Origin of the sequence: Paenibacillus rhizovicinus (assembly GCF_010365285.1) — a bacterium.
In the GTDB taxonomy this organism is placed as follows: domain Bacteria; phylum Bacillota; class Bacilli; order Paenibacillales; family Paenibacillaceae; genus Paenibacillus_Z; species Paenibacillus_Z rhizovicinus.
Window position 1 is genome coordinate 3,394,986 of record NZ_CP048286.1, and the last position, 24,668, is coordinate 3,419,653.

A 24,668-nucleotide genomic window follows, 5' to 3' on the forward strand; every position below is an offset into this window, starting at 1 on the left:
CATTCTCATGAATCATGCCATTGCCCGCCGCAAAAGAGAGCTGGAAAACTACAACGCTCCCCTGACGATCGATCAGGCCGAGCTGGACGCCTTCTGGGACGCCGCCCTTCAAAGCTATGCCGAGAAGCCGCTCGACGTCAGGCGCGAATCGGCGGAATCGCCCTTTCCCGGCGTGACGGTCGACCGCCTGACTTATCAAGGCTACGACGATACGCCGATCCATGGCTGGTTCATGGTGCCCGCCGCCCGCCGCGGCCCGGATGGCGCGGATGCTCCGCTCCCATGCGTCGTCCTCTTCCCCGGCTATACCGATGACCGCGGTTACCCCGAGCGCCATGCAAGCTGGCTGCTCCAAGGTTACGCCGTGCTGGCGGTGGACGTCCGCGGCCAAGGCGGCGAAACCGGCAATCATCTGCCGCTTCGCGGCGGCGCCGTCAAGGGCTGGGTGTCCGGCAACGTGCTGGAACCGGAAAGCTCGTACTACCATGCCATGACGATCGACGCGGTCCGCGCCGTCGACGCCGCTGCCGCGCAGCCCGAAGTCGACGCATCGAAGCTGGCGACCGTGGGCGGCAGCCAAGGCGGCGGGCTGGCGCTGATCGCCGCGGCTTTGAATCCCAAGGTGACGGCGATCGTCGCGGATATTCCGAACCTGTGCCACATGGATTTCGGCGTGCTCAATTCCAGCAGCTCGCTGACCGAGCTCGCCCAGCATCTCAAGCGCTATCCCGATCGGCTCGAAGCGGTGCTTCGCACGCTCGCCCATTACGATATGCTGAATCTGGCTCCGCGGGTGAAAGCGCCCGTGCTGATGTCCGTCGGCTGGAAGGATCCCGTCTGCATGCCGGAGACGATCTATGCGGTCTACAACCGGATCGCGTCTGCCAAAACGATCAAGGATTACCCGTTCAGCGGCCATGAGGTGAGCGAAGCGCAGAACAGGGAACGGATTCTTTTCCTCCGCGAGCAGTTTCGCTGATTCTGCCAAAGACAGCGGTAGACAGGCTTTCCCGTTCCGCTATGCTATCGTGTGAAGTAATCACCGGGACATGCCCGTTCGTTGCAAGAAATGCAGCCAGAAGAACCTCCGGTCTCCGCCGCGCGCAGCGGAGTTCCGAGGTTCTTTGTCGCATCATAGGCAGCCGATGGGCGATTCACTTTAAGAAGAACGCCTTCAGCCGTTCGGAAATTTCCCGCTGGTTGAACAGGTCGGGCGCATTATGACCCATCCCTTCCATCATCATTAAGCTGGCTCCCGGAATGACCGCCGCCGACGCGCGGGCGCCCTGCAGGAGAAACTCCGGACTCTTCGTGCCCGCCAGGACGAGCGTCTCCGCCGTAATCGCCGCATACCGGTGGACGGTGGAATCAAGCCGCAGCATCTCGTTCATTTCATGGAGCAAATTCGGCAGCTTGTCGCGCAGCCTCATGCCTTTCCGAGACATCAAGGAAGGCGTCAGCATCAGCTTGATTAGCCAGCCCGGCATCCGCGAAATCTCCGGCGACGCGCCGATGCCCTTCAGAAAATAAACGAAGGCGCTCAAGCTCTTGCCCCGAGCCATCGCGTTCTTATATGCGGGCAGCCAATCGGTAGGAAACTCGCCGTTCGTAGAGACGCCCGGCTCATAGACGGCTGCCTTGGTCAAAGCATCCGGGCAGGTGCGTGCCAGCTCCAGCGCGATCAATCCCCCGTAGCTATGGCCGAACAGCCATTTTGAACCCGTCGCCCGCAGGACCGCCAAGGCGTCCTCGCACTCCCGTTCCATGCAGTACCGGTCGCCCTGCGGACCGCTGTTCAAGCGCCCGCGGCGGTCGACGTTATACACGGTGAAGACGTCCGCCAGCTCCGCGGCCAGCTTCTCGTAGTCCTCGCCGGACACGAAAGCGCCGTGAATAAGCACCAGTCCGGGTCCATTGCCAAGCCGGCGGTAGCCGATGGCCGTGCCGTCGGCGGAAATCGCATGATGCATCGTATAGGTCGGTTTGTCTGTCATTTCACCTAATCCCTCTTCTCCATCGCTATGTTCGCGGCCGTTCTTTCGATGTTGTTAGCATATCCCCAATTTATGAACAGATGATGAACCTAGAGCGCCTTCTACGGCGTATGCCTATTATTCCGAAGAGGAGTGATATAAGATGGACAGCTTGCCCGCCGCTTCCCGGAAAAGCCTTACGCGTTCTTCGCGGGGAGAAGAAGTTCCTCTGCTCGGTCGAAAAGCGCTCAATCGGGCGCTCCTGGCCCGGCAGCTCCTGCTTGAACGGTCTTCCCTGACGCCGGTCGATGCCATCGAGCATCTCGTCGGCATGCAGTCGCAGGCTCCGACCGCCCCGTATGTCGGGCTGTGGTCGCGGCTGGCGCATTTCCATACGGACGACCTGTCGCAGCTGTTGGCCGATCGGCAGACAGTCCGGATCGCGCTTATGCGCTCGACCATTCACCTTGTTTCCGCCAGGGACTGCCTTAGGCTGCGCAATGTCCTGCAGTCCGTGCACGAACGAGCGCTGAAAGGAAATTTCGGGCGCAAGCTTGCGGGGCTTGATCCTGCCGAGCTGGCTAGGGAGGGCCGCGCCCTCGTCGAAGGGCGGCCGCTCACGTTCGCGGAGCTCGGCTCCCTGCTGCGCGAGCGGTGCTGGCCGGACCGCGACGGGCCTGCGCTCGCCAATGCCGTGCGCACGTACGTGCCGCTCGTGCAGGTAACGCCCCGCGGCATGTGGGGCGCGAGCGCGCAAGCCGCGCACACGTCGGCGGAGGCTTGGCTGCATGGCCTGGCCGCCGAAGCCGAGACGGATGCCGGCTCCCTGCTGCTCCGCTATCTCGCGGCGTTCGGCCCCGCCTCCGCGAAAGACATGGGCGCTTGGTCGGGACTGTCGGGACTGCGCGGCATCCTCGATAAGCTCCGCCCGCGTCTGCGCGTCTTCCGCGACGAGCATGGGGCCGAGCTGTTCGACGTGCCGGACGCGCCCCTGCCGGATGAGAACACGCCCGCTCCCGTACGCTTCCTCGCGGAGTTCGATAATATCCTGCTGTCGCATGCCGACCGCTCGCGCATTCTGCCGGAGGCTTACCGCCCGCTCGTATTCACCGAGAACGGCATCATACGGTCCGCTATTCTCGTGGGCGGCTTCGTGAGCGGGCTGTGGAAGATCGAACAGACGAAGGAAACAGCCGAACTCGTCATTACGCCGTTTACGCCGCTTGCGGATACCGATCGCGCCGCCTTGGCGGATGAAGGCAGGAAGCTGCTCCAATTCGCCGCTGCCGGCGCCCAAGAACACCGCCTTACATTCGCCGCCCCGCCGCTTCCGGCCGATACCCCGTCCTAATCGGAGTCACGCATGTCCGCCATTGGGGGAAGGAAGCTGCGAAGCCAGTCCTCCGGCGCATATCATTCGTTTGCTCCAGGTCTCCGCGATCGCAGCTTGCTGCATTATCGCGGAGGCCTATTTTTATTGCAATCAGGGTCATTTTCAGCGAACGTCAAATAAAACATTTTCCAGATATTTCTATCTGTTACGTGAACAAGTGATCGCAGAGAAGTTTGTAAAATGAAACATAAAGCAACAGCCGCGGGCTCGGCTATCTTCCTTGCGATGATTGCCGGTTGTACCGGCCATGCTCGGGAGGTCCAGCTCGGCGCCGACGAGCTCGCGCAATCTCCTGCGATATTAGGGCTGTTCAACGCACAGAACCACGCATCGTCGCAGCCGTAGATCAACCATTTCGAACTATGCCCCCAAGCACACGAAAAGCGAATGCCCAGGCCGCCTAAGCAGCCTGGGTATTCGCTTATTCACCTACTTTTCCACTTTACTATTCTACTTTACTATTCTACTTTACTACTCCGCGCTAATCTTTACTTCTGTCCCAGCATGTTGATCAATACGACGACAGCCTCGGCTCTTGTCGTATTCGCGGCCGGAGCAAAAGCATTATTGCCTTGGCCGGAAATAATGCCAAGCTGCTTCATGGCTGCAACTTCGCCTTTTGCCGGCCGGAATCAGCTTGTCGTCGGCGTTCGCGGTGGTCGGATTCTACTGGGTTATCGAACGCGTCATCTAAATCGGGCAGCACAAAGAAGCCGGACTCCGCCTGAGTCCGGCTTCTACTGTAAGTTTTCTAAAAAGTAATTGAGACCGTACTAGCATAAGCATTATTAAGAGCGCTCATAACTTTTTCCAATTGGGAGTAAATGGCATATCTAGTTCCGCCATCAGTTACATGTCCTTTATTAATCCCCTTTAACTTGCTACCGTTATACACTGTTCCTCCACTATCGCCACCATCACTAAAGTAGGTCGCTTTTCTCAATTGTGAGAAATTAAAACCGTCAATAGATGTATTATAATTTGTGCTAACAATTGTTCCACATTGGACGCTGTTTGTATCAGTAGCAGAACCGGACATACAAACTACTTCTCCTACTACGTCTTCACTAGCATTTTGCGTCATTGTGTATTTTAGAGATGAATTTGAAGGATCGTAAATATTGCCACCTTGATAAGTCACGCTAGATGGCCCACCGCCAATCATCGAGACATCGGCAGATCCACCCTGTACGTGAATTACCATTTGCCCCAAATTGGTGCTTCCTTGGTGATAATACGCCGAGATATTGTCAGACACACAATGCCCTGCTGTAACAATGAACTTATTAGAACCAGCAGTGACTGGAAAACCAACAGAGCATTTATAATTTTTTCCATCATTCTTCGGATATAGTATCTTGACACCACCTTCAATTGGATTGAATGTGGACGCACGATCATCATCTACTTGTTGATAAGCTTCTTTGGCAACGATTTGATCCCCGAACAGTTTAATCAACTGATCCGTTTGATCTGGAGTGAGGTTTACTACCCCAATGACAACCTTTTGTAATATTGGGTCAATTTCAACATGTTGAATCACTATCCCATTATTCGAAGCCAATTCATCTTTTCCACTCCAAATTTTATCTTGAAGATTATTCAAATCTTTTTCAGAAGCATTAATCTTAAATACGTTTAAATTAGAGGGCGCTGACTTAAATAGATCTGTAATTTCTTTCATGTCGATGTTTAGGTTTTTTAAACCTACATTAATTATGCCGCCATGTGCTTGATCGATAAAGATTACTGAATCTTTCGGTGCATTATTTGTTAGGAAACTCTTAACTTTGGGTATAATACTGTCTTGAAAAGCAAATCTCTGATCCAAGAGAGTCTCTTCCTCTTTTGATAAACGCACGCCATATTTCGAATCTTCCAACTGAATATTAGATCTTGCGAGACTAATGGATGTGTTGAGGCCAAACTCATTTCTGAATTTAGCTTCTTCATTTTGCTCTTTAACAGAAAGAGCTTGTTCTGAAGAGCTTTCAAGTACATGATCCGCGTTAGGTGTGCTTTCGTCAGCAGTGGCGGTGCTTCCCAGTATGACGGATGAGCTAATTAGTACCGTGGTCACTACCCCTGCAAATTTCTTGAACATCACTTTCACCTCATAGAATATATATTAGATTACAAATTTTATAATAATATCTAATATTATCCATTACAATGAAAGGGATGTAATCTTAATTCATTCTTTAGGTGACTTTGCTTATTCCTTTGAGGCATGTTCTAATAATATAATCTCTTTTGCCGATAGATGTTTCTCCTTTTCGATATTTGTTGGTTTTGAAAAAACGATTCGTACTTTATCTCCTTTCAAAAAATCATCGAACTGGATCGAATCCCCATTCTTTGCTTTATATTCGGTTGTCTCATTCACATTGATAGAACATAAATATCCAATATCATTCACTTTACTTTTCCCCTGATTTATTACATCGGAGCAATTTACAATCAATTCATTAGTTCGTATTGAGTCAATGGTATCATCAAAAGATTTTACTTTTTGACCACAAGCTGTTAAAGCCAAACATAATACTGCCATTAGTAAAGATGCTTTTAGGCGTTTCATTGCATAACCCCCTCCTATAATAAACTCCTTTAATATCCAGACGTCATAGCAAGGTAAAAGTTGCTAAAAATTTACATTTCCTCAATAAGATGAATCTGGCCGTTATGTTCTCCGTGATCGCGGTGGTCGGATTCTACTGGGTTATCGAACGCGTCATCTAAATCGGGCAGCACAAAGAAGCCGGACTCCGCCTGAGTCCGGCTTCTCCCAATTATCGTATCGTCGTCTCCCGCCACCATGCCGTCTGCGGATAGTCGCCGGCCATGGCATCTACCGTCTCCCCGATCCGCGGCGTGGCAATGCGCACGCCATGGGCATGAGCGGCCAGCACGGCGCGCTCGACGGGATCGTCCCAGGCGTGGAACCCGAGCGTGAACGCCGCCCAATGGACCGGAATGAGCAGTCCGCCGCGAACGTCCAGGTGCGCCTGCACCGTCTGTTCCGGCATCATATGGATGGCCGCCCAGCGCTCGTCGTACTGCCCGCACTCCATCATCGTCAGATCGAACGGACCGTACTTGTCCCCGATGTCCTTGAAATGCGGCGCATAGCCGCTGTCGCCGCTGAAGAACACCCGATGACGCTCCCCGAGAATGACCCACGAGCACCACAGCGTTCCGTTCCGGTCACCCAGCCCTCTTCCCGAGAAATGCCTCGCCGGCGTGCATGCCAGCGTCAATCCGGCCACTTGCAATTCCTCCCACCAGCCGCGCTCCGTAATCCTGCCGGGGTCCACGCCCCATTGGATGAGCCGCTTCTTGACGCCAAGGGGGACGATGAAGTAATGGGCTTTGTTCCGCAGCTTGCGGATCGACGCTTTGTCCAAATGATCGTAATGGTCATGGGAGAGAATGATGGCATCCAGCATCGGAAAATCCTCCGGCTCGAGCGGCAGGCTTCCGCCGCTGTACCGCTTGCTGCCGAAGCCCGGCACCGGCGAAGGCGATGGCGAGAGCATCGGATCGAACAGCAGCCTTCTACCCTCGAACTCCAGCAGGAAAGCGGAATGGCCGAACCAGGTCACCCGCACGCCGTCTGACGGCAGCTCCGCGGGAAGCGACAGCGGAACGACCGGAATCGGCCCCGGAGGCCTGCGGCGCGAGTCCCGCTTGAACTGGTCCCGAAGCATACCGGCTAACGACCCCAGGCTCATGCCCATGGAGGTCGGCACTAAATTCTCGTACTTCTGTTTGCGTGTGGATGACAAGCCGTTCAATCCCCTATCTGCCCTAGCGAGTCTAATGAAAGCAAGTATAGATGAGCCGGTTCCAGGAAGTCAATTTGCGATCGGCCGTGAGCAGCCGGGGCGCTTCCATGCGTCCGAAAAGCCCGTGCGGCCTTGCTCCTGCCCGATGCCGGACAAGTTGACACCTCCCCCGAATCCCGGGTACAGTAAACCCAACATGGCATAGAGGAGCTGTACGGAATGAAACTGGTTTCTTGGAACGTCAACGGGCTGCGCGCCTGCGTGACCAAAGGGTTTATGGATTATTTCGCATCCGTGGACGCGGATATTTTCTGCGTGCAGGAAACGAAGCTGCAGGAGGGACAAATCCAGCTGGACCACGGGGATGCCTATAAGCCGTATTGGAATTACGCGGAGAAGAAAGGCTATTCCGGCACGGCGGTGTTCACGAAAGTCGAGCCGCTCTCCGTCCGCTACGGCATCGAGGAAGATTACGAGCCCGAGGGCCGGACGCTGACGCTGGAATTCGAATCCTTCTATCTCGTCAACGTCTACACGCCGAATGCCAAGCGCGACCTGGCGCGGCTGGGCTATCGCCTGGAATGGGAAGACCGCTTCCGGAACTACCTGCTGGAGCTCGATGCGAAGAAGCCCGTCATCGTCTGCGGAGACTTGAACGTGGCCCACGAGGAGATCGATCTGAAGCATCCGAAGCCGAACATGGGCAACTCCGGATTCACGCTGGAAGAACGCGGCAAAATGACCGCATTGCTGGAGTCGGGCTTCGTCGATTCCTTCCGTCATCTCTACCCCGACCGCGGCGACGTGTACTCCTGGTGGTCCTACATGGCGAAGGTGCGGGAACGGAACGTGGGGTGGCGGATCGACTACTTCCTCCTTTCCGCGAGGCTCGCGCCCGCGATCATCGATGCGGAAATCCACTGCGAAGTGATGGGCAGCGACCACTGCCCGGTCGTGCTGGAGCTTGAGCTTTAAGGAATCGGCTGCACTTCACTCTCGAAATGATTAAGGCCTGCCGGCGGCTTGCGGAGAAACTCCGCAGCCCGGCAGGCCTTTCTGCGCTTGCGCGCCTAGCTTCCCATCCCGTTCCACTCTTGCATGAACCGATCCACATAGCCGGCCATATAAGCATGCCGTTCTTCGGCGATTGCCTTCGCCGAAGCCGTGTTGATGCGGTCCTTCAGCTTGAGCAGCTTCTCGTGAAAATGATTGATCGCCGTGCTTTTCCCGTTCCGGTACTCGTCCGCGGTCATCGCATCGCGAGGCTTCAGTTCCGGATCGTAGATCGGATCGCCTTTCCAGCCGGCATAGAGGAACGCTCTGGCAATCGCGATCGCGCCGATCGCGTCAAGCCGGTCGGCATCCTGCACGACTTGCCCTTCCAGCGACCGCATAGGCGGATTGGCTCCGCCGTTGAAGGACATATTCGCGATGATGTCGATGACATGCGCGCGATCCTGCTCTTCCATGGGCTGAGCGTCCAGCCAATCCCGGACCTTGCGCAGCCCGCTTTCCTTGGAATCGTTCAGCTTCTCGTCCGCCACGTCGTGCAGCAGCGCCGCAAGGGAACAGATAAACGCGTCCGCCCCTTCCCGCTCGGCCAAATGCCGCGCCATTCGAACGACGCGGTGAATATGCCACCAATCATGGCCGGTGACGTCCCCGCCCAGCTCTTCGCGGGCAAACTCCTCCGCGGCCGCGAGGACCGAATCGGTTGCCGTTGTCCTTGTCATTCCGAGTATGACCGTCCTTTCCCTTACAGGCCGCGGCTCTGGAGATCCCGCCACACCTTCTTGTTGCTGTACTGCCGCTCGGAGCTGATGTCGCTGCCGAACCATTCCGGAGCCGTAAACGCATGCGCCTCCTCGATGGAGTCGAACTCCACTTCCAGCACCGTCAATTGAATCTGATCATAGCAGTCGATCTCCACCACGCGCTCGCCCCACTGCGCCGTGATGCGGTCCTTCGTCAACGGGACGAGTCCTCTGACGGCCGTCAGCTGTTCATAGATGCCGGCCGTAATCTCGTACTCGATCTCTTCCCGGGACAGTCCATTGCCTGCCTTGAACGTATGCGTGTAGTGCGCGTCGCCCGTCGATGCGTCCACAAGCCGCCGCACGCGCACCTCCTGATTCTCGTCCAGCGCAAGATACGTCTGCTCGATTCTTCGCTTCGACAGCACCGTCAGCACGCCTTCCTTAATCAAGCTGTACGGATCGCCAGACAACAGAAATTTCCGTTCGATTTCCAACGCCATGAAATGCAACTCCTTGTCCAAACTGAATGTGCTCATTATACCACCTCGGCAGCGAAGGCAGAAAGCGCGATAGCCGCCTCCTTACTCTCGTGGGTTACAGCAGCTTTTTCCTGCTTCATAAGGGAATGGCATCCTGCATGTCGAAGTAAGTCTTTAGCATAATAAGGAGCGAAAGGAAGTGACGACCATGATCGAGATTACAACGAAACTGGTACGCGGGTTAATCGACCGGCAATTTCCGCAATGGAGCCATCTGGCTGTGAAACCCGTCGAGAAAAGCGGCCATGATAACCGCACGTATCGTTTGGGTGACGAAATGACCGTCCGTCTGCCGAGTCACGAGAGCTACGCCTCGGCCGTGGAGAAAGAGACGGTCTGGCTTCCAATCTTCCAGCCTCGGCTTTCGCTGCCGATACCCGCTCCGATCGCTAAGGGCGAACCGACGGAAGACTACCCCCTCCCCTGGTCGGTCAACCTCTGGATTGAAGGCGATACGGTCACGCATGCCAATGTGCGCGATAGGAACGAATTTGCCGAGGATCTGGCGGCGTTTCTGCACGAGCTGCAGGCGATCGATGCAAGCGGCGGCGTGCCCGCAGGCGTTCAAAACTTCCACCGCGGGGGCAATCTTGCCGTGTACCACCGGGATACGCAGTCCGTCATCGAGAAACTGGCACGGGTTTACGACCAAAACCTGCTGATTGAAATTTGGGAGCTTGCGCTCGCCTCGACCTACGATTCGGCTCCGCTTTGGCTGCATGGCGATGTTGCGGCAGGCAACTTGCTTGTCCGGAACGGGAAGCTATGCGGCGTCATCGACTTCGGCACGATGGGCGTAGGCGATCCCTCGAGCGATCTCGTGATGGCTTGGAATTTCTTCGATGACGCAAGCCGCCGCCGCTTCCTCGGCAGCATGAATGCCGGCGAGCATATGGTCAATCGCGCGCGCGGCTGGGCTTTGTGGAAGGCGCTGATCACCTACGATTGGAACGATAAAGGCTCGGAATTGTCCAATTGGGGCAAACGCGTGCTTGATGTCATTGTCGAGGATTACAAAAGATAATAAAACGGCCTGAAGTCCGCTTCGCACGGTCTCGGCGCGCATGCGGCCGCTCTAAGACCCGCGTGGCTCTATCCGGTGACATGCACCCCTTTCCCCCGGCATATGCTATCTTGAATGCCACTGAAACGGAGGGAACCAGGATGAATAACAATGTCAACTACGCGGTATCGGTCGTTCAGCACTTTATCCCGTACGGCGCGGAGCTGGCAGTTCTGTCGCGGCACGGGAGCATGCCTGCCGTCTTGTTCGCGGATATCGATTATGACTACAACGTGGAGCTGATCGCGCTTTACCGCTATCAAGGCGAGCAAAATCTGATCGTGTTGAAGAACAGCGGTTCCAACTGGCATATGTACGCGCATGCCAGCGGCAAAGGCGTCTACGTGGCCGACTTGGCGGCCGCTCCCGTCGCGAGAGCCGGACAGAACAGCATCTTGATCGGCTGGCAGCACGAAGACGGCGAAGTCGAGCTCGATATCCTGCAATGGACGGGGGCGGGCTTAGCGCGCATCGTACCGGACGGGATCTCGTACGATTGGCTGGAAATCGAGGATATGCCTGCCGCGAACGGACCCGACGGCAAATGCGAGCTCGCCCTCTGGCTGCAGGATTCGGAGCAATCGTACCGCATTGAGGCTTATCGCTGGGAAGAGAACAGCGGCCTGGTGCCGGCCGTTGACGCTTACCCGTACTATTTCAGCAAAGTGGCGTACTATTACGAGCAGCTGGCCCAGCAGCAGCCGGATGTGCCGCTGTACCGCAGCGTGCTGGACGATGCGCTGCAGAGAGCAGGCGTCTCCGCCCCTGAAGCAAATGCGGATGCGGCTGTAGAGAGCAATGAAGAAGGGTGAAGTCAGCCGTAAACAAGAACACCAAACAAACCGGGAGGTCCTCATGATGAGGACCTCCCGGTTTGTTTGGCTTGCTTGCGGATTAATTATGGATAAGACCTATTCCAAGTACATGGCTTTCAAGTTTGCGCGCTCTTCTTTCGTTACGCCGAGGCCTTTCTCGATGAAAGCGTCGATGGAGCCGTATTTCGCTTTCATTTCGTCCAGACCCGCTTGCAGGAATTCCTTTTGCACGCCCATCAGAGCCGTAATCGCCGCGATCAGGCCCGCATCCTGCGTTTGTTTCTTCAAGCCGTCGATCATGGCTTTGTTCGCCGGCAATCCCCCTAAATCCCCCTTCTCCAAGGGGGACCCCAAGGGCTCCGCCCTCTGGACACCCGGAATCGGACGAACGTTGGCGTTACTGAGCAGCGCACCCGGGGTACGTCGTGGTTGGCTCGCTTTCGTCCCTGGCGGGACACGCTATACGTTTGGCGGTTGTGAGTTACCTGCTGTCCCTTGCGGGACCATTAGAACGTGTTGCGCCCAAGAGACGCATGGTGAGTTCATTCGTGCTGGGGTCGCTTTCGTCCCTGGCGGGACACGCTTTACTTTCGGTGCGGGGGTGGATTGCCTGGGGGCGCTTTGCTTGCCGGCAATTTTGGGCCGCCAGGTTCTTGGCGGCGAAGTTGGTTTTATGTTAATTGCCTGGGTGCGCTGCGCTTGCCGGCAATTTTGGGCCGCCAGGTCTTCAGCGGCGAGGTTGGTTTATCGTGCAAACATAAATAGGAGCTGTCTTGGCCGTCTCTATGACGGGTCAAGGCAGCTCCTATTTGAATGCCCTACGGCTGGGCTGCTACTGTCCCTGCAGCAAAGCAACTACACCGGACGCTTCCTCGCCGCCTGCCTGCGCATGCACGAATAACGGAATGCCATGCGGCCCGAGCGCGTTTTTCAATTCTGGCTGATCCGCGATCATCGCTTTGACGATCTCCAGCTTGCCGAGCATCGCCGCCGCGAATAGATCCATCCGCGCTCCGCGCTCCAGCAGGAACAAGGCGATATCTCTTCTTCCCATATGGGCCGCTGCGCCGAGCGCAGTTTCCCAATCGCCGCCGCCCCAGTCCCAAGCCGCATTCAGCAATCCCGGCTCCTGCTCCAGCAGCTGCTCGACGCGATTCAAGTCTCCGTGTGCATTGCCGACGAACTCTTTAACCAAATCAGGTGCGATGCTTGGTTTGGACTCCATGTGCGTCTTCTCCCTTATCGATGGATTAGGCTTGCAATAAAGCTGCCGTTTCTGGATGCTCCCGCATCGCGGCGAGTTCGGCCGCCGTTCTTCCTTCGTCCGTCAGCGCAGCGCGGTCCGCGCCCGCTTCGAGCAGCAGCGGAATCATGGCGTTGCGGCCAAAATACGCCGCGACATGCAGTGCCGTGAAGCCCTGCCGCCATTTTCCCTGGCATACCGCATTAACGTCTGCGCCGTGGGCGATCAGCAGCTTGACGACCGAATCGTAATGGCCGGCGATTGCGGCATGAATTGCCATGTTATTTAGATTGCCGTCGCGGCTTCTTGCATTGACGTCCGCCCCTTGCCCGAGTAGATACTGCACCGTCTCTTCGCTGCCGAAATGCGCCGCGAGGCCGAGCAGCGTATAACCGTCGCTGCTGTAGCTGCCCAGCAGCTCGGGCGATTGTTCCAGCCATTCCGCGACCCTTTGCGTGCCGCCGACGGCCGCAGCCTCGTAGATGGAGAGCTCCGCGCCGTGGTCGAGCAGCATTTCCTTAATTGCCGACGATCGGTAATAGGCGGCCATTAACACCGCGGTCTCGCCGTTGTCGTTGCGCGCATTCGCAAGCGAAGCGTCCTGGCCGAGCAGCGCGGACACCTTGTCCAGCTGGCCGCCCTTGACGGCTTCCACCATTTCGCTGCGCAGCTGTTTCACCTGGTCGGCCAGCGATCTCGCTTTGACCAGCAGCTCTTCCGACGCTCCAAGCCCGACGTTCAGCAGATGCGTCACCGCCCGGGAACGGTTCGGCTCCAGCCCGGATTCCACGAGCAGGTCGACAGCCTCCAACGCGGCTTCGTCCAGCCGGATCGATAGGACCATGCTTTTCTTTCTCTTCGAGGGCATTCACGTTCTCCTGCCTGCACAATAGATTGTAATTTATATTACAAAATTACAATACCACATACTCCCTCCTTTTTCCATAACGAAATCTTGCTCGCAAACATACTTCCGGACATAGTCGCAAATCAAAGACCCGCAAGCGATGCCAACCTGGCATGTCCGCTTACGGGTCTCTCTAATGGTTATATAGGTTTATAAATTCATAATGGCGTCTAGCCGACTTCAACTCTCAACTCACTTCACGACGAGCAGCGGCAGCAGCGTATGTTGGAGCACGTAATGACTGACGCTTCCCATGACGAATTCGCGAATCGCTCCGAGCCCCCGGCTGCCCACGACGATTAAATCGCATTGGTGCTGGTTGGCGTAGTTCACGATACTCTCTCCGGGGCTGCCTTCCATAAACTCCGTGCGTGCGTTCGGAAGCGATATGATTCTGAGTTCCGCCGCCGACAACAATTCGCGCGCCTGATCGAACTGCTCCTGCTGAACCGATACCGGCAAGGCCACGACCGAATCGGCGACGGCGACTGCGGCCACGCTATATACAAACAATACGGTCAGTTTAGCCTCCGGATTTTGCCGTACCATTTCAATTGCTTTGTCCAACGCCTTCATGGACGGACTTCCTCCGTCGTACGCAACAAGAATATTCGAGAAGCTCATTGCAATCCCTCCTTCGATCGTTCTATGCTCTATTACCCGCCTTCAAAACGGCTTTAAACACTCCACTATCCGCACGAACGCCATAGCAGCGGCATTTTACCATGACTAGCCAAAGTTGCCCGTGATACAATCAGGGAAAAACACGGCCCCATCAAGCCGTTGAATCATTAACGAGAAGGAGAGAAATATGAAAAAGTTGGCTTCGCATGCGATGCTGTTTCGCTCGAGAGGACACATCGACTCCGGGAAAGTATCCTTCATCGAGTTGTTCTTCGATTTAATCTTCGTATTCGCGGTCACGCAGCTGTCGCACTCGTTCTTGGAAAATCTCACGTTCATCGGCGCCGTTAGACTCGGCCTTCTGACGATGGCCGTGTGGTGGGTGTGGATTTTCACGGCATGGGTCATTAACTGGCTTAATCCCGAAGCGCGGCAGGTCCGCGTTCTGCTGATTGCCCTCATGCTGCTCGGACTCATTATGTCGGCCTCCATACCGGAGGCGTTCGAAGCTTCGGGGCTCTACTTCGGACTCGCCTATGCAGGCTTCCAAATCGGCCGTACGGCTTTTACGGTCTGGGTGCTGCGCAAAGGCCGGGACGAGCTGAAAGAACTGCGCATCAACTTCGTTCGTATTTTGTGCTGGTTGTCATGTTCGGGCGTATTCTGGATTGCCGGAGGATTCGCGCATGAATCGTCGAGGCTCGCACTGTGGGTTGTCGCGCTCGTCATTGAGTTTCTCTCCCCTTCGCTCGGCTTCTGGACGCCGCGTCTCGGGAGAACGCCGACTTCCGTCTGGGACGTAGAGGGCTCGCATATGGCGGAGCGCTGCGGCTTGTTCATCATTATCGCGCTCGGGGAGTCCATTCTGGTGACCGGCGCCACGTTCAGCAAGCTGGCGTGGAGCGAAGTTACCATGGGGGCCTTCGCCGCCGCTTTCGCCGGAACGGTGGCCATGTGGTGGATCTACTTCGATATGACCGCGAAGACGGGCCATCATTTCATCGCCCATTCCTCGGACCCCGGCAGAATTGCGCGGTCGGCTTATACTTACACGCATCTGCTGCTGGTCGCGGGCATTATCGTGACGGCCGTAGGCGACGAATTGCTGCTCGCCCACCCTACCGGCCATGCGCATGCCAAGGCGGCTGCCGTTATCCTCGCGGGACCGGCGCTGTTCCTGCTCGGCAACATGCTGTTCATGCGCATCGTCGCCAACGTCTTCCCCGCGCCTTACCTCGTCGGGCTGCTGGCGCTGGCGGTAATCTATCCGTTCTCCGCTTCCATCCCCGCGCTGCTCTTGTCGGCCGTGGTCTTCGCCGTGCTGATTACCGTATCCCTGTGGGGATCGGCTTTCTCGGCGCGCATCTGCCGGCTGGAACCGGTACGAACGGCAAACATTTAACACGATAAAACAAAGAAGCGTCCCCTTCCTCGTACGACGAAAGGGGACGCGTTTTTGCATGGCCTCATGGCTGCCTTATGGCTGGCTGTCTTAACATGGTTAGCACGGGTTACATGCCTTGCCTGACAAGTTCACTGTGTTAATAACCGAAATCGAGCGTTTTCCCCGTCTCGGCATAGGTCTTAATGTTGCTGAGTATCATCGGCCAGCTTTGCTTCGTGCTCTCGTAGGAAGGATGTCCGTCCGGCCAGCGGTCGTTGACGAGCGTCAGCTTCGTTACGGCGCCGACGACTTCCATCGTCAGCGTAACGCGCGTCTCCAGCTCCGCGTGATTGTCGCGATAGGACGGGCCCGGATGTTCCGTATAGCTCATTCGTCGATTGGCCTCGTACTCCAGCACCTCGCCATAGACGTGCACGGTGCGCTCGCCGTCATTGCCCGGTCCGACGTAGGCGTAGGGCGAGCCGATTTCAAACGTAGACTCCAGCACGCTGCCGAAGAAAATCGCCTTCGTTCCCTCCGGCGTAACGAGTACCTTCCACACGTCTTCGGGATTGGCCCCGATATAAATGTCGTACTTGAGATCGTCCATTTTGCAGCCTCCGTTTCGAATTTGAAAGGTCATTGTGCGAATTGAAGCGAACTGATAGTCTCAAGTGTAGAAGGATTTGGACAGCATGTATTGTAAAAACGCGACAACCATCCCCCGAAGGGAGTCATCGTCATGAACGAAAACGCGATTCCCCCATCCGACCGGGGCATACTGAAGGCAGAAGCGGCCAGGCAGCACTTTACGCTGCAACGCTTCGAGCCCTCGCCCGACCTTGCCCCTTATATCGAACGTTATTGGACCGTGCGCTGGGATTTGACCGGACAAGCCCCCTATTCGCAAGTGATTTTATCCTATCCGAACCTGAATATCTCGTTCGAACGCGACCATAAGGGGCCGTTCGCGGGGGTATACGGCATCCCGCAGCGCACGTACACCCGCCATTTGCAAGACGAGGGCGAAGTGCTCGGCATCAAATTCCGGCCAGGCGGCTTCTATCCGTTCTGGAAGCAGCCCGCGGTGCTGCTGACCGGGAAAACGATCGCGCTCGCAGCCATCTTCGGAGAGCATGCACGGGAGACGGAGACGCAGCTGTTCAACGAGGGAACGGACGAGGGGAAAATACGTCTGGCGGAAGCCTTCTTGCGCTCGCGAATGCCCGAGCAGGACGAAGGCGCGGCGCTCGCCGGCGATATCGTGCAGCACGTCATCGATCACCGGGAAGTCACGAAGGTCGAGGAGCTGGCGGATCGATTCGGACTGAACAAGCGGTCGCTGCAGCGCCTGTTCAGCCGCTACGTCGGCGTCAGCCCGAAATGGACGATCCAGCGCTTTCGCATGCAGGAAGCGGCGGAATTAATCGAGAAGCAAGGCGTCCCGGATTGGATCTCCCTGTCGCAGGACCTCGGCTTCTATGACCAGGCGCATTTCATTAAGTGCTTCAAGGCGATGATCGGCCGGTCGCCGGAGGAATACAGCAGGGAGCTTGGCCGCTCCTAGCGGATGGCCGCCTGCGCCGAGCAGCTGCATCAAGCACCCGTGAGGAGGCATGCAGCTAACCTTATGTCGCGCAAGGGAGGCGCCGTTTCTTCCGCCGGACCTTCCCTTGCTTCTACCGCTAAGGGAGCACGCTAACGCCGGCAGGCTTTCGGAAGAAGATCCGAATGACGAGCTCCGCCAGCAGCAGAAGCAGTACGATAGCACCGTAGATAGCCGCCGTGTAACCCGCCTGGTACGACATTCCGGCCCAATGACGGAACGCGTAGGCAAGCAGATGCACGGCCATATTCGTGAAACAGAAGGCGTAGCTGCGCACCATCCAGCGCTGATGCTGCAGGATCCGTTTCTTCCGGATGCTGTTGATGGCGAGCACCGTAAACGCCGGCCAGAGAACGTTTAGCATATTAAATGCAATACTGACCGGCTTCCCGCCTGTCGCATACGGCGCCATATACCCGGAAGTGATGGATACGACGAGCACGGAGACAAGGTATGCGTAACCGTTGCGCCTGTGAAACCGCCGATAATGACGCCGCACCCAAGGGGAGAAATTAACGGCTCCCGACAGCATCGCGAGGCATGCGAATCCGAGATGCACGCGCATGACGCCGAGCCAGACGGGCAGGTTGACGAGATGGGCCGGATTGTTCTTATGGCCCAAGAAATTGGAAGCCTCGGGATCGGCAATCAAATTGGCGTACATGACATGGACCATGAAGAAGGCAGCAATGACGAGCAGAAGGTAATAGGGCAATTTTGTTTTCAACATTGGAGTCGGTAATCCTCGCTTAATCGCTTATTAGAATACTAGAATACATGCTTCGAAGACGAGCCGGATTTGCGCCTCTTCCGGTCAGCCCGGTTAAGGAGCAGCTGCGCAATGAACAAATTCGGCAGCCAGCACAGCCAGGCGATTACGCGGTACGCATCATCGAAGCGCGCTTCGCCGACGATCACGATGGCGACGGGCAGATAGACGCGCAGCGCCACCGCGGCAAGGGAGAGCGCATAGTTGCGGGTCATCCAGGCCCGGTGCGCACGCAGGTCCCGTTCGTTGACCAGCACCGCGCGAACGCCACGAACCAAAGTATACAGCCACAGCAGCGAGAGCGAAAGGAAGCCGAGTCTTGACGCCCATCCTCCCGTCGCATAGAAAGACAGGTATAACCCGCCTATCCCCCCGACCGTAACGCCAAGCGTATAGAGTCCCCCGATCAATCGATGCAGGACAGCCTTACCTCTCCGGAAACGCCCGACGAACTGCAGCCAGCCGAAACCGAGCGCCATCATGGCACCGACGATATGGACGTACAGCATGGCATACCACAGCTTGTCGAGTCTCATGCTTTTCAGCTTCTCCTGCACGAGTCCCGAGCTGTCGCTTCCGTAATAGAAGTATTGCACGCCCAGAAAGAGACACAACCCTACCGTCAGCACCGCAATCGCCGTCAATCCCTTATGCTTGCTTATTGTGCCCCGCACCCGCATCCCTCCGCACATCCTTCGCGATCCGCCGCAATTTCTTCATCTGTTCTCATGCTAGCACAATGAAGAAGCGATGAAACTCGACTTCCGCATGGTCTTCCTTCCGACTTAAGCCTGAGTACGCGAGCGCCCGTCACGATGGACATGGCAAAAAGCCTTGCTCCCCATGGAGGAGCAAAGCTTACCGTTGTTTGAGCTCTGAGCGCTAGCCAAACGCGAATATCGCTTCAGATTCGGATTTCCATCGGTTCCGACTTCAATGGGTCAGCCACCCTGCTTGTTCAGCTCTCCCGCGGACCAAACCGCTTGACGGACCGGATGCGGGCACGTTCGATCTCGATCTTGCGGTCACGCTGCGGGCTGTTCGTTACGAGCGTGGACAACAGCTTCTCCGCCGCTGCCGTAACCTCTTGAACGGCCAGCTGGAAAGCCGCTTCGTTCGCCTTGGACGGCTGCGTGAAGCCCGACAGCTTGCGCACGAACTGCAGGGAAGCGGCTTGGATTTCGTCCTCCGTTGCGGGAGGGTCGAAATTGAACAACGTTTTAATATTTCTGCACATGACCGGTCACCTTCCGATTCATCGTCATTTTGGCCTTCGTTCACGAAATCGGGAACCGCAGGAAGCTAGTCCGATAAGCGCAAGCGCAGCAGCGTCTATCCGGTTATCCAATACCGTCCCGTTTTGCCCATCATAGCATTTATTTACATCCATTGGAATCCGGCTTCTTCCCTAGCCAGCGGGATGAACGACAAGCGGTCTGCGGATACTAACGACCACGGGCAACAGGTTGATTCCAGCATGGGCAACATTTTCACATATGTCTGTATTGACATAAAATATAGTTTGGGTTCATAATAATTCGCATACGAACTATTTACGGAGGAAGCTGTAGTGGAGGATCAACGGGTCGTAGATATTTTCCAAACCTATCGCGAAGTCAATCAGGCTTTCTTCCAGCTCCTGACCAGAGCGGCAAGCAAGCATAAGCTTACCGCCCTCCAGCTCGTGGTGCTGCGCGTGCTTCATGAATACCCCGAGATTCGTGTATCCGAGCTTGCGGAGAAGCTGAATCTCGGCAACAGCACGACGAGCGGAATCGTCGACCGGATGGTCAAGGCGGGGATCGTGGAGCGCGAGCGCACGGTAGCGGACCGCAGGGCCATGACGCTGACGCTGACGGATAGAGGCATGGAGCTCTGGCGGGAGACGGATGCGACGCGCATGAATATGATGCGTCCGCTCCTCTCTATGTCCGAGCATGATCATCGCGAGCTCAACCGGCTCCAACATGAAGTGTTGCGTATTCTGAAACTATCCAAGGAGGAAGCTTAAGCCATGACAACTATGGTTTCTAATCAATTGCGCAAGGGGCCGATTATGGCCTCCTTGCTCATCGCCGCTTTCGTGGCGCTGCTAGCCCAAACGGTGCTTAACGTCGCGCTGCCGCAAATGATGGTGGATCTCGACGTCGGCGAAAGCACGATCCAGTGGCTGTCCAATGGCTACATGCTGGTCAACGGCGTGCTCGTGCCGATCAGCGCTTACCTGATTAACAGGTTTACGACCCGCAAGCTGTTCTTGGTCGCTTCTGTCACGTTCGCGATCGGTACCGCCGTCTGCGCCGTATCGAGCGATTTCACCTGGCTGCTGGCAGGCCGTCTCATACAAGCATGCGGCGCAGGCATCCTGATGCCGCTGATGATGATCGTCATCATGACCATCTTCCCTGTCGAAGAACGCGGCAAGGCGATGGGCATGATGGGCGTAGCGATGATCTTCGCGCCGGCCGTGGGACCGACGTTGTCCGGCTGGATCGTCGAAAACTACGATTGGCATGTCCTGTTCTACATCATCTTGCCGCTGGCGATCGTGGCGGTCGTGTTCGGCGCCTTCTCCATGAAGGACGTCATTAAGACATCGCGGCCGAAGCTCGAGGTGCTCAGCGTCATCCTGTCCACGCTCGGCTTGGGCGGGCTGCTCTACGGCTTCAGCGATGCAGGAACGGCAGGCTGGGACTCGACCGAAGTTATCGTCTGCCTGGCTGTCGGGGCGGTCGCGCTCCTGCTGTTCATCGTCCGCTCGATTCTCGTGAAGGTGCCGCTGCTCGAGATGCGCGTCTTCAAATATCCGATGTTCTCGCTTACGGCACTAATTAATGCCATTATCACGATGGCCATGTACTCCGGCATGATCCTGCTGCCGATTTTCTTGCAGAACATCCGTCACTTTACGCCGCTTGAATCGGGCTTGCTGCTGCTTCCGGGCGCTATCCTGATGGGCATCATGTCGCCGATCACCGGCATGGTGTTCGATAAAATCGGCGCTCGCTGGCTGGCCGTTATCGGTCTTATTATTACAACGATCACCACCTATGAATTCAGCCATTTGGAAATCGATTCTTCGTACAATCATATGATGCTGTTCTACACGCTTCGGATGTTCGGGATGTCCATGCTGATGATGCCGATCCAAACCGCAGGCCTTAACCAGCTGCCTCGCCGCTTGAACGCGCACGGTTCGGCCATGTCCCAGACGCTGCGGAACGTCTCCGGCGCGCTCGGCACGGCCATACTCGTGACGCTCATGACGAATAAGGCGACCTCGCATGCCAAAGAGCTGGCTATCGCCGGCCAGGTCGATCCGTCCGACAAAGTGAAAATGGGCGAGATCGCGCAGCAAGCTACGATTTACGGGATTAACCATTCCTTCGTCGTCGCGACTTGGCTGACCGTCGCCGCTCTCGTTCTGGCCTTCTTCATTCGCAAAGTGTCGCCGCGCGAGGACGTGCTGCAAGAGCCAGTCAAAGTTGCTGCCGAGATGGCGGCGCCCGCGGCCGAAATCGTCGTCGAGAGCCAAGATCGCTCCGATCAGCCAAGCGCGGACGACGAATTCCGCAGCGCTATCCGAGGGTTTGTCAAGAAACCCGAACCGGCGAAGGACGAGCATTTTAACGATAACGAGTACCGGAAAGCGATTCTTAAGTTAAAGGGAACTTCGTATGCCGAGGAACACCAGGAAGAAATGAACGACAAAGCATACCGCGAGTCGCTAAGGAAGTTAACCAAACCGCTAAAAGAAAACGAGTAAGGAATCTGACTTGATTTCCCATCTAAGAGAGGAGATTACACGATGAAAATGTACATTGTTTACGATAGCGAAGCTGGACACACGGAACAACTGGCTAGGTCCATTGCCAGAGGGGCTGAACGCGTCGAAGGGGCAGAGGTGTTCATTAATCACGTCAATAAGGCGAACGTCAAAGACCTCGAAGATATGGATGCGATTATCTGGGGATGTCCCGGACACTTCGGCACCATCAGCTCCGGCTTGAAAGAATGGATCGACAAGCTCGGTTACTTATGGGCGAACGGGAAGCTGATCGACAAAGTCGGCGCCGTGTTCTGCACGACGGCAACCATCCATGGCGGAAGCGAGGCCACCCTGCTGAACCTGATTACGCCGATGCTGCACCAAGGGATGATGATCGTCGGCTTGCCGGCCAATATTCCCGAGAATGCGCTGTACGGCAGTTATTACGGCGTAGGGGTTACGTCCCCCGTCGAAGATACCCATGATGCGCTGAGCCAATCGCTCTTCGCGAAGGGCCTCGCACTGGGAGAAGCGCTCGGAGCGCGCGTGGCCAAAGCGGCTACCATCTACGCGGCGGGCAAGACGACTCAGGGATCGAATTAAGTAAGCAGCGTCAAAGCGTTACGTATTGCAAGCATATGAAGTATGGAAGCAAACAAACGAAGCATACGGCATACGAAGCATACGGCATACGAAGCATAGGAAGCCATGTTTCGACCTCTAGCCAAGAAAAGCGCGGCCCCTCGGCGGGACCGCGTTTTTCTGCGTTTGCTTCACGAATGCTTATAGAATCTTTTTGATTTTGCGGCCGATCTTGATGATTCCGATCCCGAGCAGCAGGAAGACGGCGGCGTAAATCGCAAGCACGGGCACGACGATTCCCCATAAGCTGCTGTGAATGCGCGGCACCAGGTTAATGCCGTTCAGGCAAAGTATAATCAAATTGACGAAAAACATGGCGACCATCAAGCGCCGAATGCGATTGTAGTAGGCGACGATCGAGTCCCGATCCGTATAAAGCTGCGGGCTCTCGTCCGGCGACCACGGCCTGCGGAAATAAAACCAAACGGCCCCCGATTTCCCCGCATACTCCCAGCCGGCATCGCGGTAAAGCGCAACATAATCGTTCCACTTCTCCCCTTTGCCAAGGCCGGGCTGATGATCGATCCGATACGTGTAACGAACCGATTCGTCGCGTTCGAATTTGCTGCTGATGGCACCCGCCCCCGTCAGATGCAGCCCTTGCCGCGACAAATCGTTGATCCACCGCTCTTCCTTCTCATGCTCCCAGCTGAACCAAACATGGTACCGTTTCTCCACTTTCTTCGCCATTCCCTTATGCCTCCTCCGCATGCACGATTCGCCGCCCGGAAGCGAGCAGCTCGGTCAATCGCTCCAGTTCGGCAGCGACTACTTCCCTGCCGTCCTCCGTGATCGCATACATCTTCCGTCTTGCATCCGTCCCTTCGGGAACGGGATAATGATCGATCAGCCCTTTGCCCAGCAGCGTGTTCAACGCGGTATACAGCGTTCCCGCCCCGATCTTCACTCTGCCGCCGCTCATCTCTTCCACGTCCTGCATGATGCCATAGCCGTGCGCCGGCTTGGCATATAGTGCAATCAAGATGTAATAAAACGCCTCCGTAAGCGGAAGCATGCCTTTCAAATCGGCCACCTCGGTTGCCTCCTTCGTTTTATAACTACTCCGACTGTCGATATATCGTATGATGATACATTAGCAAATGATATATCGACTGTCAATATAGTATTGGATAAATATTGAATTTGGACTGCCATGCCGATAAACGAAAAAAGCACGCTGCTCCCCATGGCCGTTCCGCCTGCCGATGCACGGAATGAAAGGGAAGAAGCGTGCTTTGCGCTGATTAGTGCTGTTGCTGCTGATTGTGCTGGTCGTTACTGATTGTTGCTGGCTGTGCTGATCGATACTGGTTGCAGCTGATTGCGATTGCCGAAATCGTTAGCCGTGCAGCGCTGCTTGACGCTTGTAATGGTCCTCCAGCACAAGGCATGCCATCGCTTCGATGACCGGAACGATGCGCGGGCAAATGCAAGGGTCGTGCCGGCCTTCCGTGCGTATCTCCCGCTCCTCGCCGTCAACGGTTACCGTCTGCTGGGGCACGGAAATCGAAGAGGTCGGCTTGACCGCCACCCGGAATACGATATCCGCTCCGGTGCTGATGCCGCCCAATATGCCTCCTGCGTGATTGCTCGTGAACCCGTCGGCGTTCATGCCGTCGTTATGTTCGCTGCCCAGCATGCCGGCCGACGAGAAACCCGCGCCGAATTCGATGCCCTTCACGGCGCCGATCGACAGCATCGCCTTGGCTAGATCCGCGTCCAGCTTGTCGAACACCGGCTCGCCCAGGCCCGCCATCGCTCCGCTGATCCGGCATTCCACGATGCCCCCGACGCTGTCGCCTTTGGAGGCAAGCGTCTTGATGTAATCTTCCATCCAGACCGCGGCTTCCGGATCGCAGGCGCGAACATTGTTCTTCTCGATCGTCTCGGGCTGATACGTCCGGCAGACAATCCCTCCGATTTCCTTCGTATACGCGACGATCTCGACGCCTCTGCCTTCCAGCAGCTTGCGCGCGACCGCGCCTCCGGCTACCCGCGCCGCCGTCTCGCGGCCCGAAGCCCTGCCGCTTCCCCGATGATCGCGGATGCCGTACTTCTTCAAATACGTATAATCCGCATGTCCGGGGCGGAACGTCTCGTCCATTCCGTCGTACGCGCTCGGCCGCATATCCTTGTTATCAAGCAGGATGCACAGCGGCGTCCCCGTCGTAAGGCCTTCGAACATGCCCGACACGATGCGGATGGTATCGTATTCCTTGCGCGGCGTCGTGACCGCCGATTGCCCCGGTTTGCGCCGGTCCATCTGAACTTGTATATAGGCCTCGTCGAGCTCGACCCCTGGCGTGACGCCGTCGACGATGACGCCCACCGAGACGCCGTGCGATTCTCCGAATGTCGTGATTTTGAAACGATCCCCAAATGAACTTCCAGCCATGATC

28 protein-coding genes and 1 pseudogene are annotated in these 24,668 nt (G+C 56.4%); 11 read left to right on the plus strand and 18 right to left on the minus strand.

The window, feature by feature from the left end; all coding sequences use genetic code 11:
* Positions 1-7 precede the first annotated feature (7 nt).
* The gene (locus GZH47_RS15135) at positions 8-979 is read left to right on the plus strand and encodes an acetylxylan esterase (protein ID WP_162640816.1); all 972 of its coding nucleotides are present in this window, start codon (positions 8-10) and stop codon (positions 977-979) included.
* A 175-nt stretch (positions 980-1,154) separates the two neighbouring features.
* Here GZH47_RS15135 and GZH47_RS15140 read toward each other — a convergent pair whose 3' ends face one another.
* Positions 1,155-1,994 (minus strand): alpha/beta fold hydrolase, encoded by an 840-nt coding sequence (locus GZH47_RS15140; protein WP_162640817.1) that lies wholly within the window; start codon positions 1,992-1,994, stop codon positions 1,155-1,157.
* A 142-nt stretch (positions 1,995-2,136) separates the two neighbouring features.
* On the opposite strand from GZH47_RS15140, the gene GZH47_RS15145 reads away from it, so the two are divergent.
* Both GZH47_RS15145 and GZH47_RS15150 read left to right on the plus strand, forming a co-directional pair.
* Entirely contained in the window at positions 2,137-3,324 is a 1,188-nt protein-coding gene (locus GZH47_RS15145; protein WP_162640818.1) for a winged helix DNA-binding domain-containing protein, read from the plus strand.
* 222 nt (positions 3,325-3,546) lie between these two features.
* Entirely contained in the window at positions 3,547-3,711 is a 165-nt protein-coding gene (locus tag GZH47_RS15150; RefSeq protein WP_162640819.1) for a hypothetical protein, read from the plus strand.
* 143 nt (positions 3,712-3,854) lie between these two features.
* Here GZH47_RS15150 and GZH47_RS15155 read toward each other — a convergent pair.
* The 4 genes and pseudogenes from GZH47_RS15155 to GZH47_RS15170 all read right to left on the minus strand — a co-directional run.
* Positions 3,855-3,977, minus strand: a pseudogene (locus GZH47_RS15155) (S-layer homology domain-containing protein); the annotation flags it as partial.
* Positions 3,978-4,117: 140 nt separating this feature from the next.
* The gene (locus tag GZH47_RS15160; protein ID WP_162640821.1) at positions 4,118-5,470 is read right to left on the minus strand and encodes a S1 family peptidase; all 1,353 of its coding nucleotides are present in this window, start codon (positions 5,468-5,470) and stop codon (positions 4,118-4,120) included.
* Positions 5,471-5,581: 111 nt separating this feature from the next.
* Positions 5,582-5,944 carry an LptM family lipoprotein gene (locus GZH47_RS15165; protein WP_162640822.1) on the minus strand — a complete coding sequence of 121 codons (363 nt, stop codon included), beginning with the start codon at positions 5,942-5,944 and terminating at the stop codon, positions 5,582-5,584.
* A 211-nt stretch (positions 5,945-6,155) separates the two neighbouring features.
* Positions 6,156-7,103, minus strand: a complete 948-nt coding sequence (locus tag GZH47_RS15170; protein ID WP_162645263.1) for an MBL fold metallo-hydrolase — start codon at positions 7,101-7,103, stop codon at positions 6,156-6,158.
* Between the two features lie 267 nt (positions 7,104-7,370).
* On the opposite strand from GZH47_RS15170, the gene GZH47_RS15175 reads away from it, so the two are divergent.
* Positions 7,371-8,126 carry an exodeoxyribonuclease III gene (locus GZH47_RS15175; RefSeq protein WP_162640823.1) on the plus strand — a complete coding sequence of 252 codons (756 nt, stop codon included), beginning with the start codon at positions 7,371-7,373 and terminating at the stop codon, positions 8,124-8,126.
* A gap of 95 nt (positions 8,127-8,221) precedes the next feature.
* On the opposite strand, the gene GZH47_RS15180 is transcribed toward GZH47_RS15175, so the two are convergent.
* Both GZH47_RS15180 and GZH47_RS15185 read right to left on the minus strand, forming a co-directional pair.
* Positions 8,222-8,884: an HD domain-containing protein gene (locus GZH47_RS15180; protein ID WP_162640824.1), complete on the minus strand. Its 663-nt coding sequence runs from the start codon at positions 8,882-8,884 to the stop codon at positions 8,222-8,224.
* Between the two features lie 23 nt (positions 8,885-8,907).
* Positions 8,908-9,408, minus strand: a complete 501-nt coding sequence (locus tag GZH47_RS15185) for a CYTH domain-containing protein (protein WP_162640825.1) — start codon at positions 9,406-9,408, stop codon at positions 8,908-8,910.
* A gap of 187 nt (positions 9,409-9,595) precedes the next feature.
* On the opposite strand from GZH47_RS15185, the gene GZH47_RS15190 reads away from it, so the two are divergent.
* Both GZH47_RS15190 and GZH47_RS15195 read left to right on the plus strand, forming a co-directional pair.
* Positions 9,596-10,471: an aminoglycoside phosphotransferase family protein gene (locus GZH47_RS15190; protein ID WP_162645264.1), complete on the plus strand. Its 876-nt coding sequence runs from the start codon at positions 9,596-9,598 to the stop codon at positions 10,469-10,471.
* A gap of 140 nt (positions 10,472-10,611) precedes the next feature.
* Positions 10,612-11,322: a hypothetical protein gene (locus GZH47_RS15195; protein WP_162640826.1), complete on the plus strand. Its 711-nt coding sequence runs from the start codon at positions 10,612-10,614 to the stop codon at positions 11,320-11,322.
* 99 nt (positions 11,323-11,421) lie between these two features.
* On the opposite strand, the gene GZH47_RS15200 is transcribed toward GZH47_RS15195, so the two are convergent.
* The 4 genes from GZH47_RS15200 to GZH47_RS15215 form a co-directional block, all read right to left on the minus strand.
* Positions 11,422-11,643 carry a tyrosine-protein phosphatase gene (locus tag GZH47_RS15200; protein ID WP_225446499.1) on the minus strand — a complete coding sequence of 74 codons (222 nt, stop codon included), beginning with the start codon at positions 11,641-11,643 and terminating at the stop codon, positions 11,422-11,424.
* Between the two features lie 514 nt (positions 11,644-12,157).
* Positions 12,158-12,550: an ankyrin repeat domain-containing protein gene (locus GZH47_RS15205; RefSeq protein WP_162640827.1), complete on the minus strand. Its 393-nt coding sequence runs from the start codon at positions 12,548-12,550 to the stop codon at positions 12,158-12,160.
* Positions 12,551-12,575: 25 nt separating this feature from the next.
* A complete protein-coding gene (locus GZH47_RS15210) occupies positions 12,576-13,436 on the minus strand; it encodes an ankyrin repeat domain-containing protein (RefSeq protein WP_162640828.1) in 861 nt (286 codons plus the stop codon).
* Between the two features lie 231 nt (positions 13,437-13,667).
* On the minus strand, positions 13,668-14,099 hold the full coding sequence (locus tag GZH47_RS15215) for a universal stress protein (protein ID WP_162640829.1): 432 nt from the start codon (positions 14,097-14,099) through the stop codon (positions 13,668-13,670).
* 187 nt (positions 14,100-14,286) lie between these two features.
* Here GZH47_RS15215 and GZH47_RS15220 point away from each other — a divergent pair, with 187 nt between their 5' ends.
* The gene (locus GZH47_RS15220; RefSeq protein ID WP_162640830.1) at positions 14,287-15,501 is read left to right on the plus strand and encodes a low temperature requirement protein A; all 1,215 of its coding nucleotides are present in this window, start codon (positions 14,287-14,289) and stop codon (positions 15,499-15,501) included.
* Positions 15,502-15,640: 139 nt separating this feature from the next.
* Here the strand turns inward: GZH47_RS15220 and GZH47_RS15225 are convergent, their stop codons facing one another.
* Positions 15,641-16,093 (minus strand): SRPBCC family protein, encoded by a 453-nt coding sequence (locus tag GZH47_RS15225; RefSeq protein ID WP_162640831.1) that lies wholly within the window; start codon positions 16,091-16,093, stop codon positions 15,641-15,643.
* A 132-nt stretch (positions 16,094-16,225) separates the two neighbouring features.
* Here GZH47_RS15225 and GZH47_RS15230 point away from each other — a divergent pair, with 132 nt between their 5' ends.
* Positions 16,226-17,050 carry a helix-turn-helix domain-containing protein gene (locus tag GZH47_RS15230; protein ID WP_162640832.1) on the plus strand — a complete coding sequence of 275 codons (825 nt, stop codon included), beginning with the start codon at positions 16,226-16,228 and terminating at the stop codon, positions 17,048-17,050.
* Positions 17,051-17,168: 118 nt separating this feature from the next.
* Here the strand turns inward: GZH47_RS15230 and GZH47_RS15235 are convergent, their stop codons facing one another.
* The 3 genes from GZH47_RS15235 to GZH47_RS15245 form a co-directional block, all read right to left on the minus strand.
* A complete protein-coding gene (locus GZH47_RS15235; protein ID WP_162640833.1) occupies positions 17,169-17,819 on the minus strand; it encodes a DUF2306 domain-containing protein in 651 nt (216 codons plus the stop codon).
* 38 nt (positions 17,820-17,857) lie between these two features.
* Positions 17,858-18,532, minus strand: coding sequence for a DUF2306 domain-containing protein (locus GZH47_RS15240; RefSeq protein WP_162640834.1), 675 nt, complete (start codon positions 18,530-18,532; stop codon positions 17,858-17,860).
* Positions 18,533-18,816: 284 nt separating this feature from the next.
* Positions 18,817-19,095 carry a DUF2277 domain-containing protein gene (locus tag GZH47_RS15245; RefSeq protein ID WP_162640835.1) on the minus strand — a complete coding sequence of 93 codons (279 nt, stop codon included), beginning with the start codon at positions 19,093-19,095 and terminating at the stop codon, positions 18,817-18,819.
* Between the two features lie 333 nt (positions 19,096-19,428).
* On the opposite strand from GZH47_RS15245, the gene GZH47_RS15250 reads away from it, so the two are divergent.
* Genes GZH47_RS15250 through GZH47_RS15260 form a run of 3 tightly spaced genes read left to right on the plus strand, consistent with a single transcriptional unit; the run spans position 19,429 to position 22,230 of the window.
* A complete protein-coding gene (locus tag GZH47_RS15250) occupies positions 19,429-19,869 on the plus strand; it encodes a MarR family winged helix-turn-helix transcriptional regulator (protein WP_162640836.1) in 441 nt (146 codons plus the stop codon).
* Positions 19,870-19,872: 3 nt separating this feature from the next.
* On the plus strand, positions 19,873-21,624 hold the full coding sequence (locus GZH47_RS15255; RefSeq protein WP_162640837.1) for an MDR family MFS transporter: 1,752 nt from the start codon (positions 19,873-19,875) through the stop codon (positions 21,622-21,624).
* Positions 21,625-21,666: 42 nt separating this feature from the next.
* Positions 21,667-22,230, plus strand: coding sequence for an NAD(P)H-dependent oxidoreductase (locus GZH47_RS15260; RefSeq protein WP_162640838.1), 564 nt, complete (start codon positions 21,667-21,669; stop codon positions 22,228-22,230).
* A 180-nt stretch (positions 22,231-22,410) separates the two neighbouring features.
* Here the strand turns inward: GZH47_RS15260 and GZH47_RS15265 are convergent, their stop codons facing one another.
* The 3 genes from GZH47_RS15265 to aroC all read right to left on the minus strand — a co-directional run bounded on the left by GZH47_RS15265 (position 22,411) and on the right by aroC (position 24,664).
* Positions 22,411-22,959 carry a DUF2812 domain-containing protein gene (locus GZH47_RS15265; protein WP_162640839.1) on the minus strand — a complete coding sequence of 183 codons (549 nt, stop codon included), beginning with the start codon at positions 22,957-22,959 and terminating at the stop codon, positions 22,411-22,413.
* 4 nt (positions 22,960-22,963) lie between these two features.
* Entirely contained in the window at positions 22,964-23,284 is a 321-nt protein-coding gene (locus tag GZH47_RS15270) for a PadR family transcriptional regulator (protein ID WP_162645266.1), read from the minus strand.
* Positions 23,285-23,608: 324 nt separating this feature from the next.
* On the minus strand, positions 23,609-24,664 hold the full coding sequence (aroC, locus tag GZH47_RS15275) for a chorismate synthase (RefSeq protein ID WP_162640840.1): 1,056 nt from the start codon (positions 24,662-24,664) through the stop codon (positions 23,609-23,611).
* Positions 24,665-24,668: the final 4 nt, after the last annotated feature.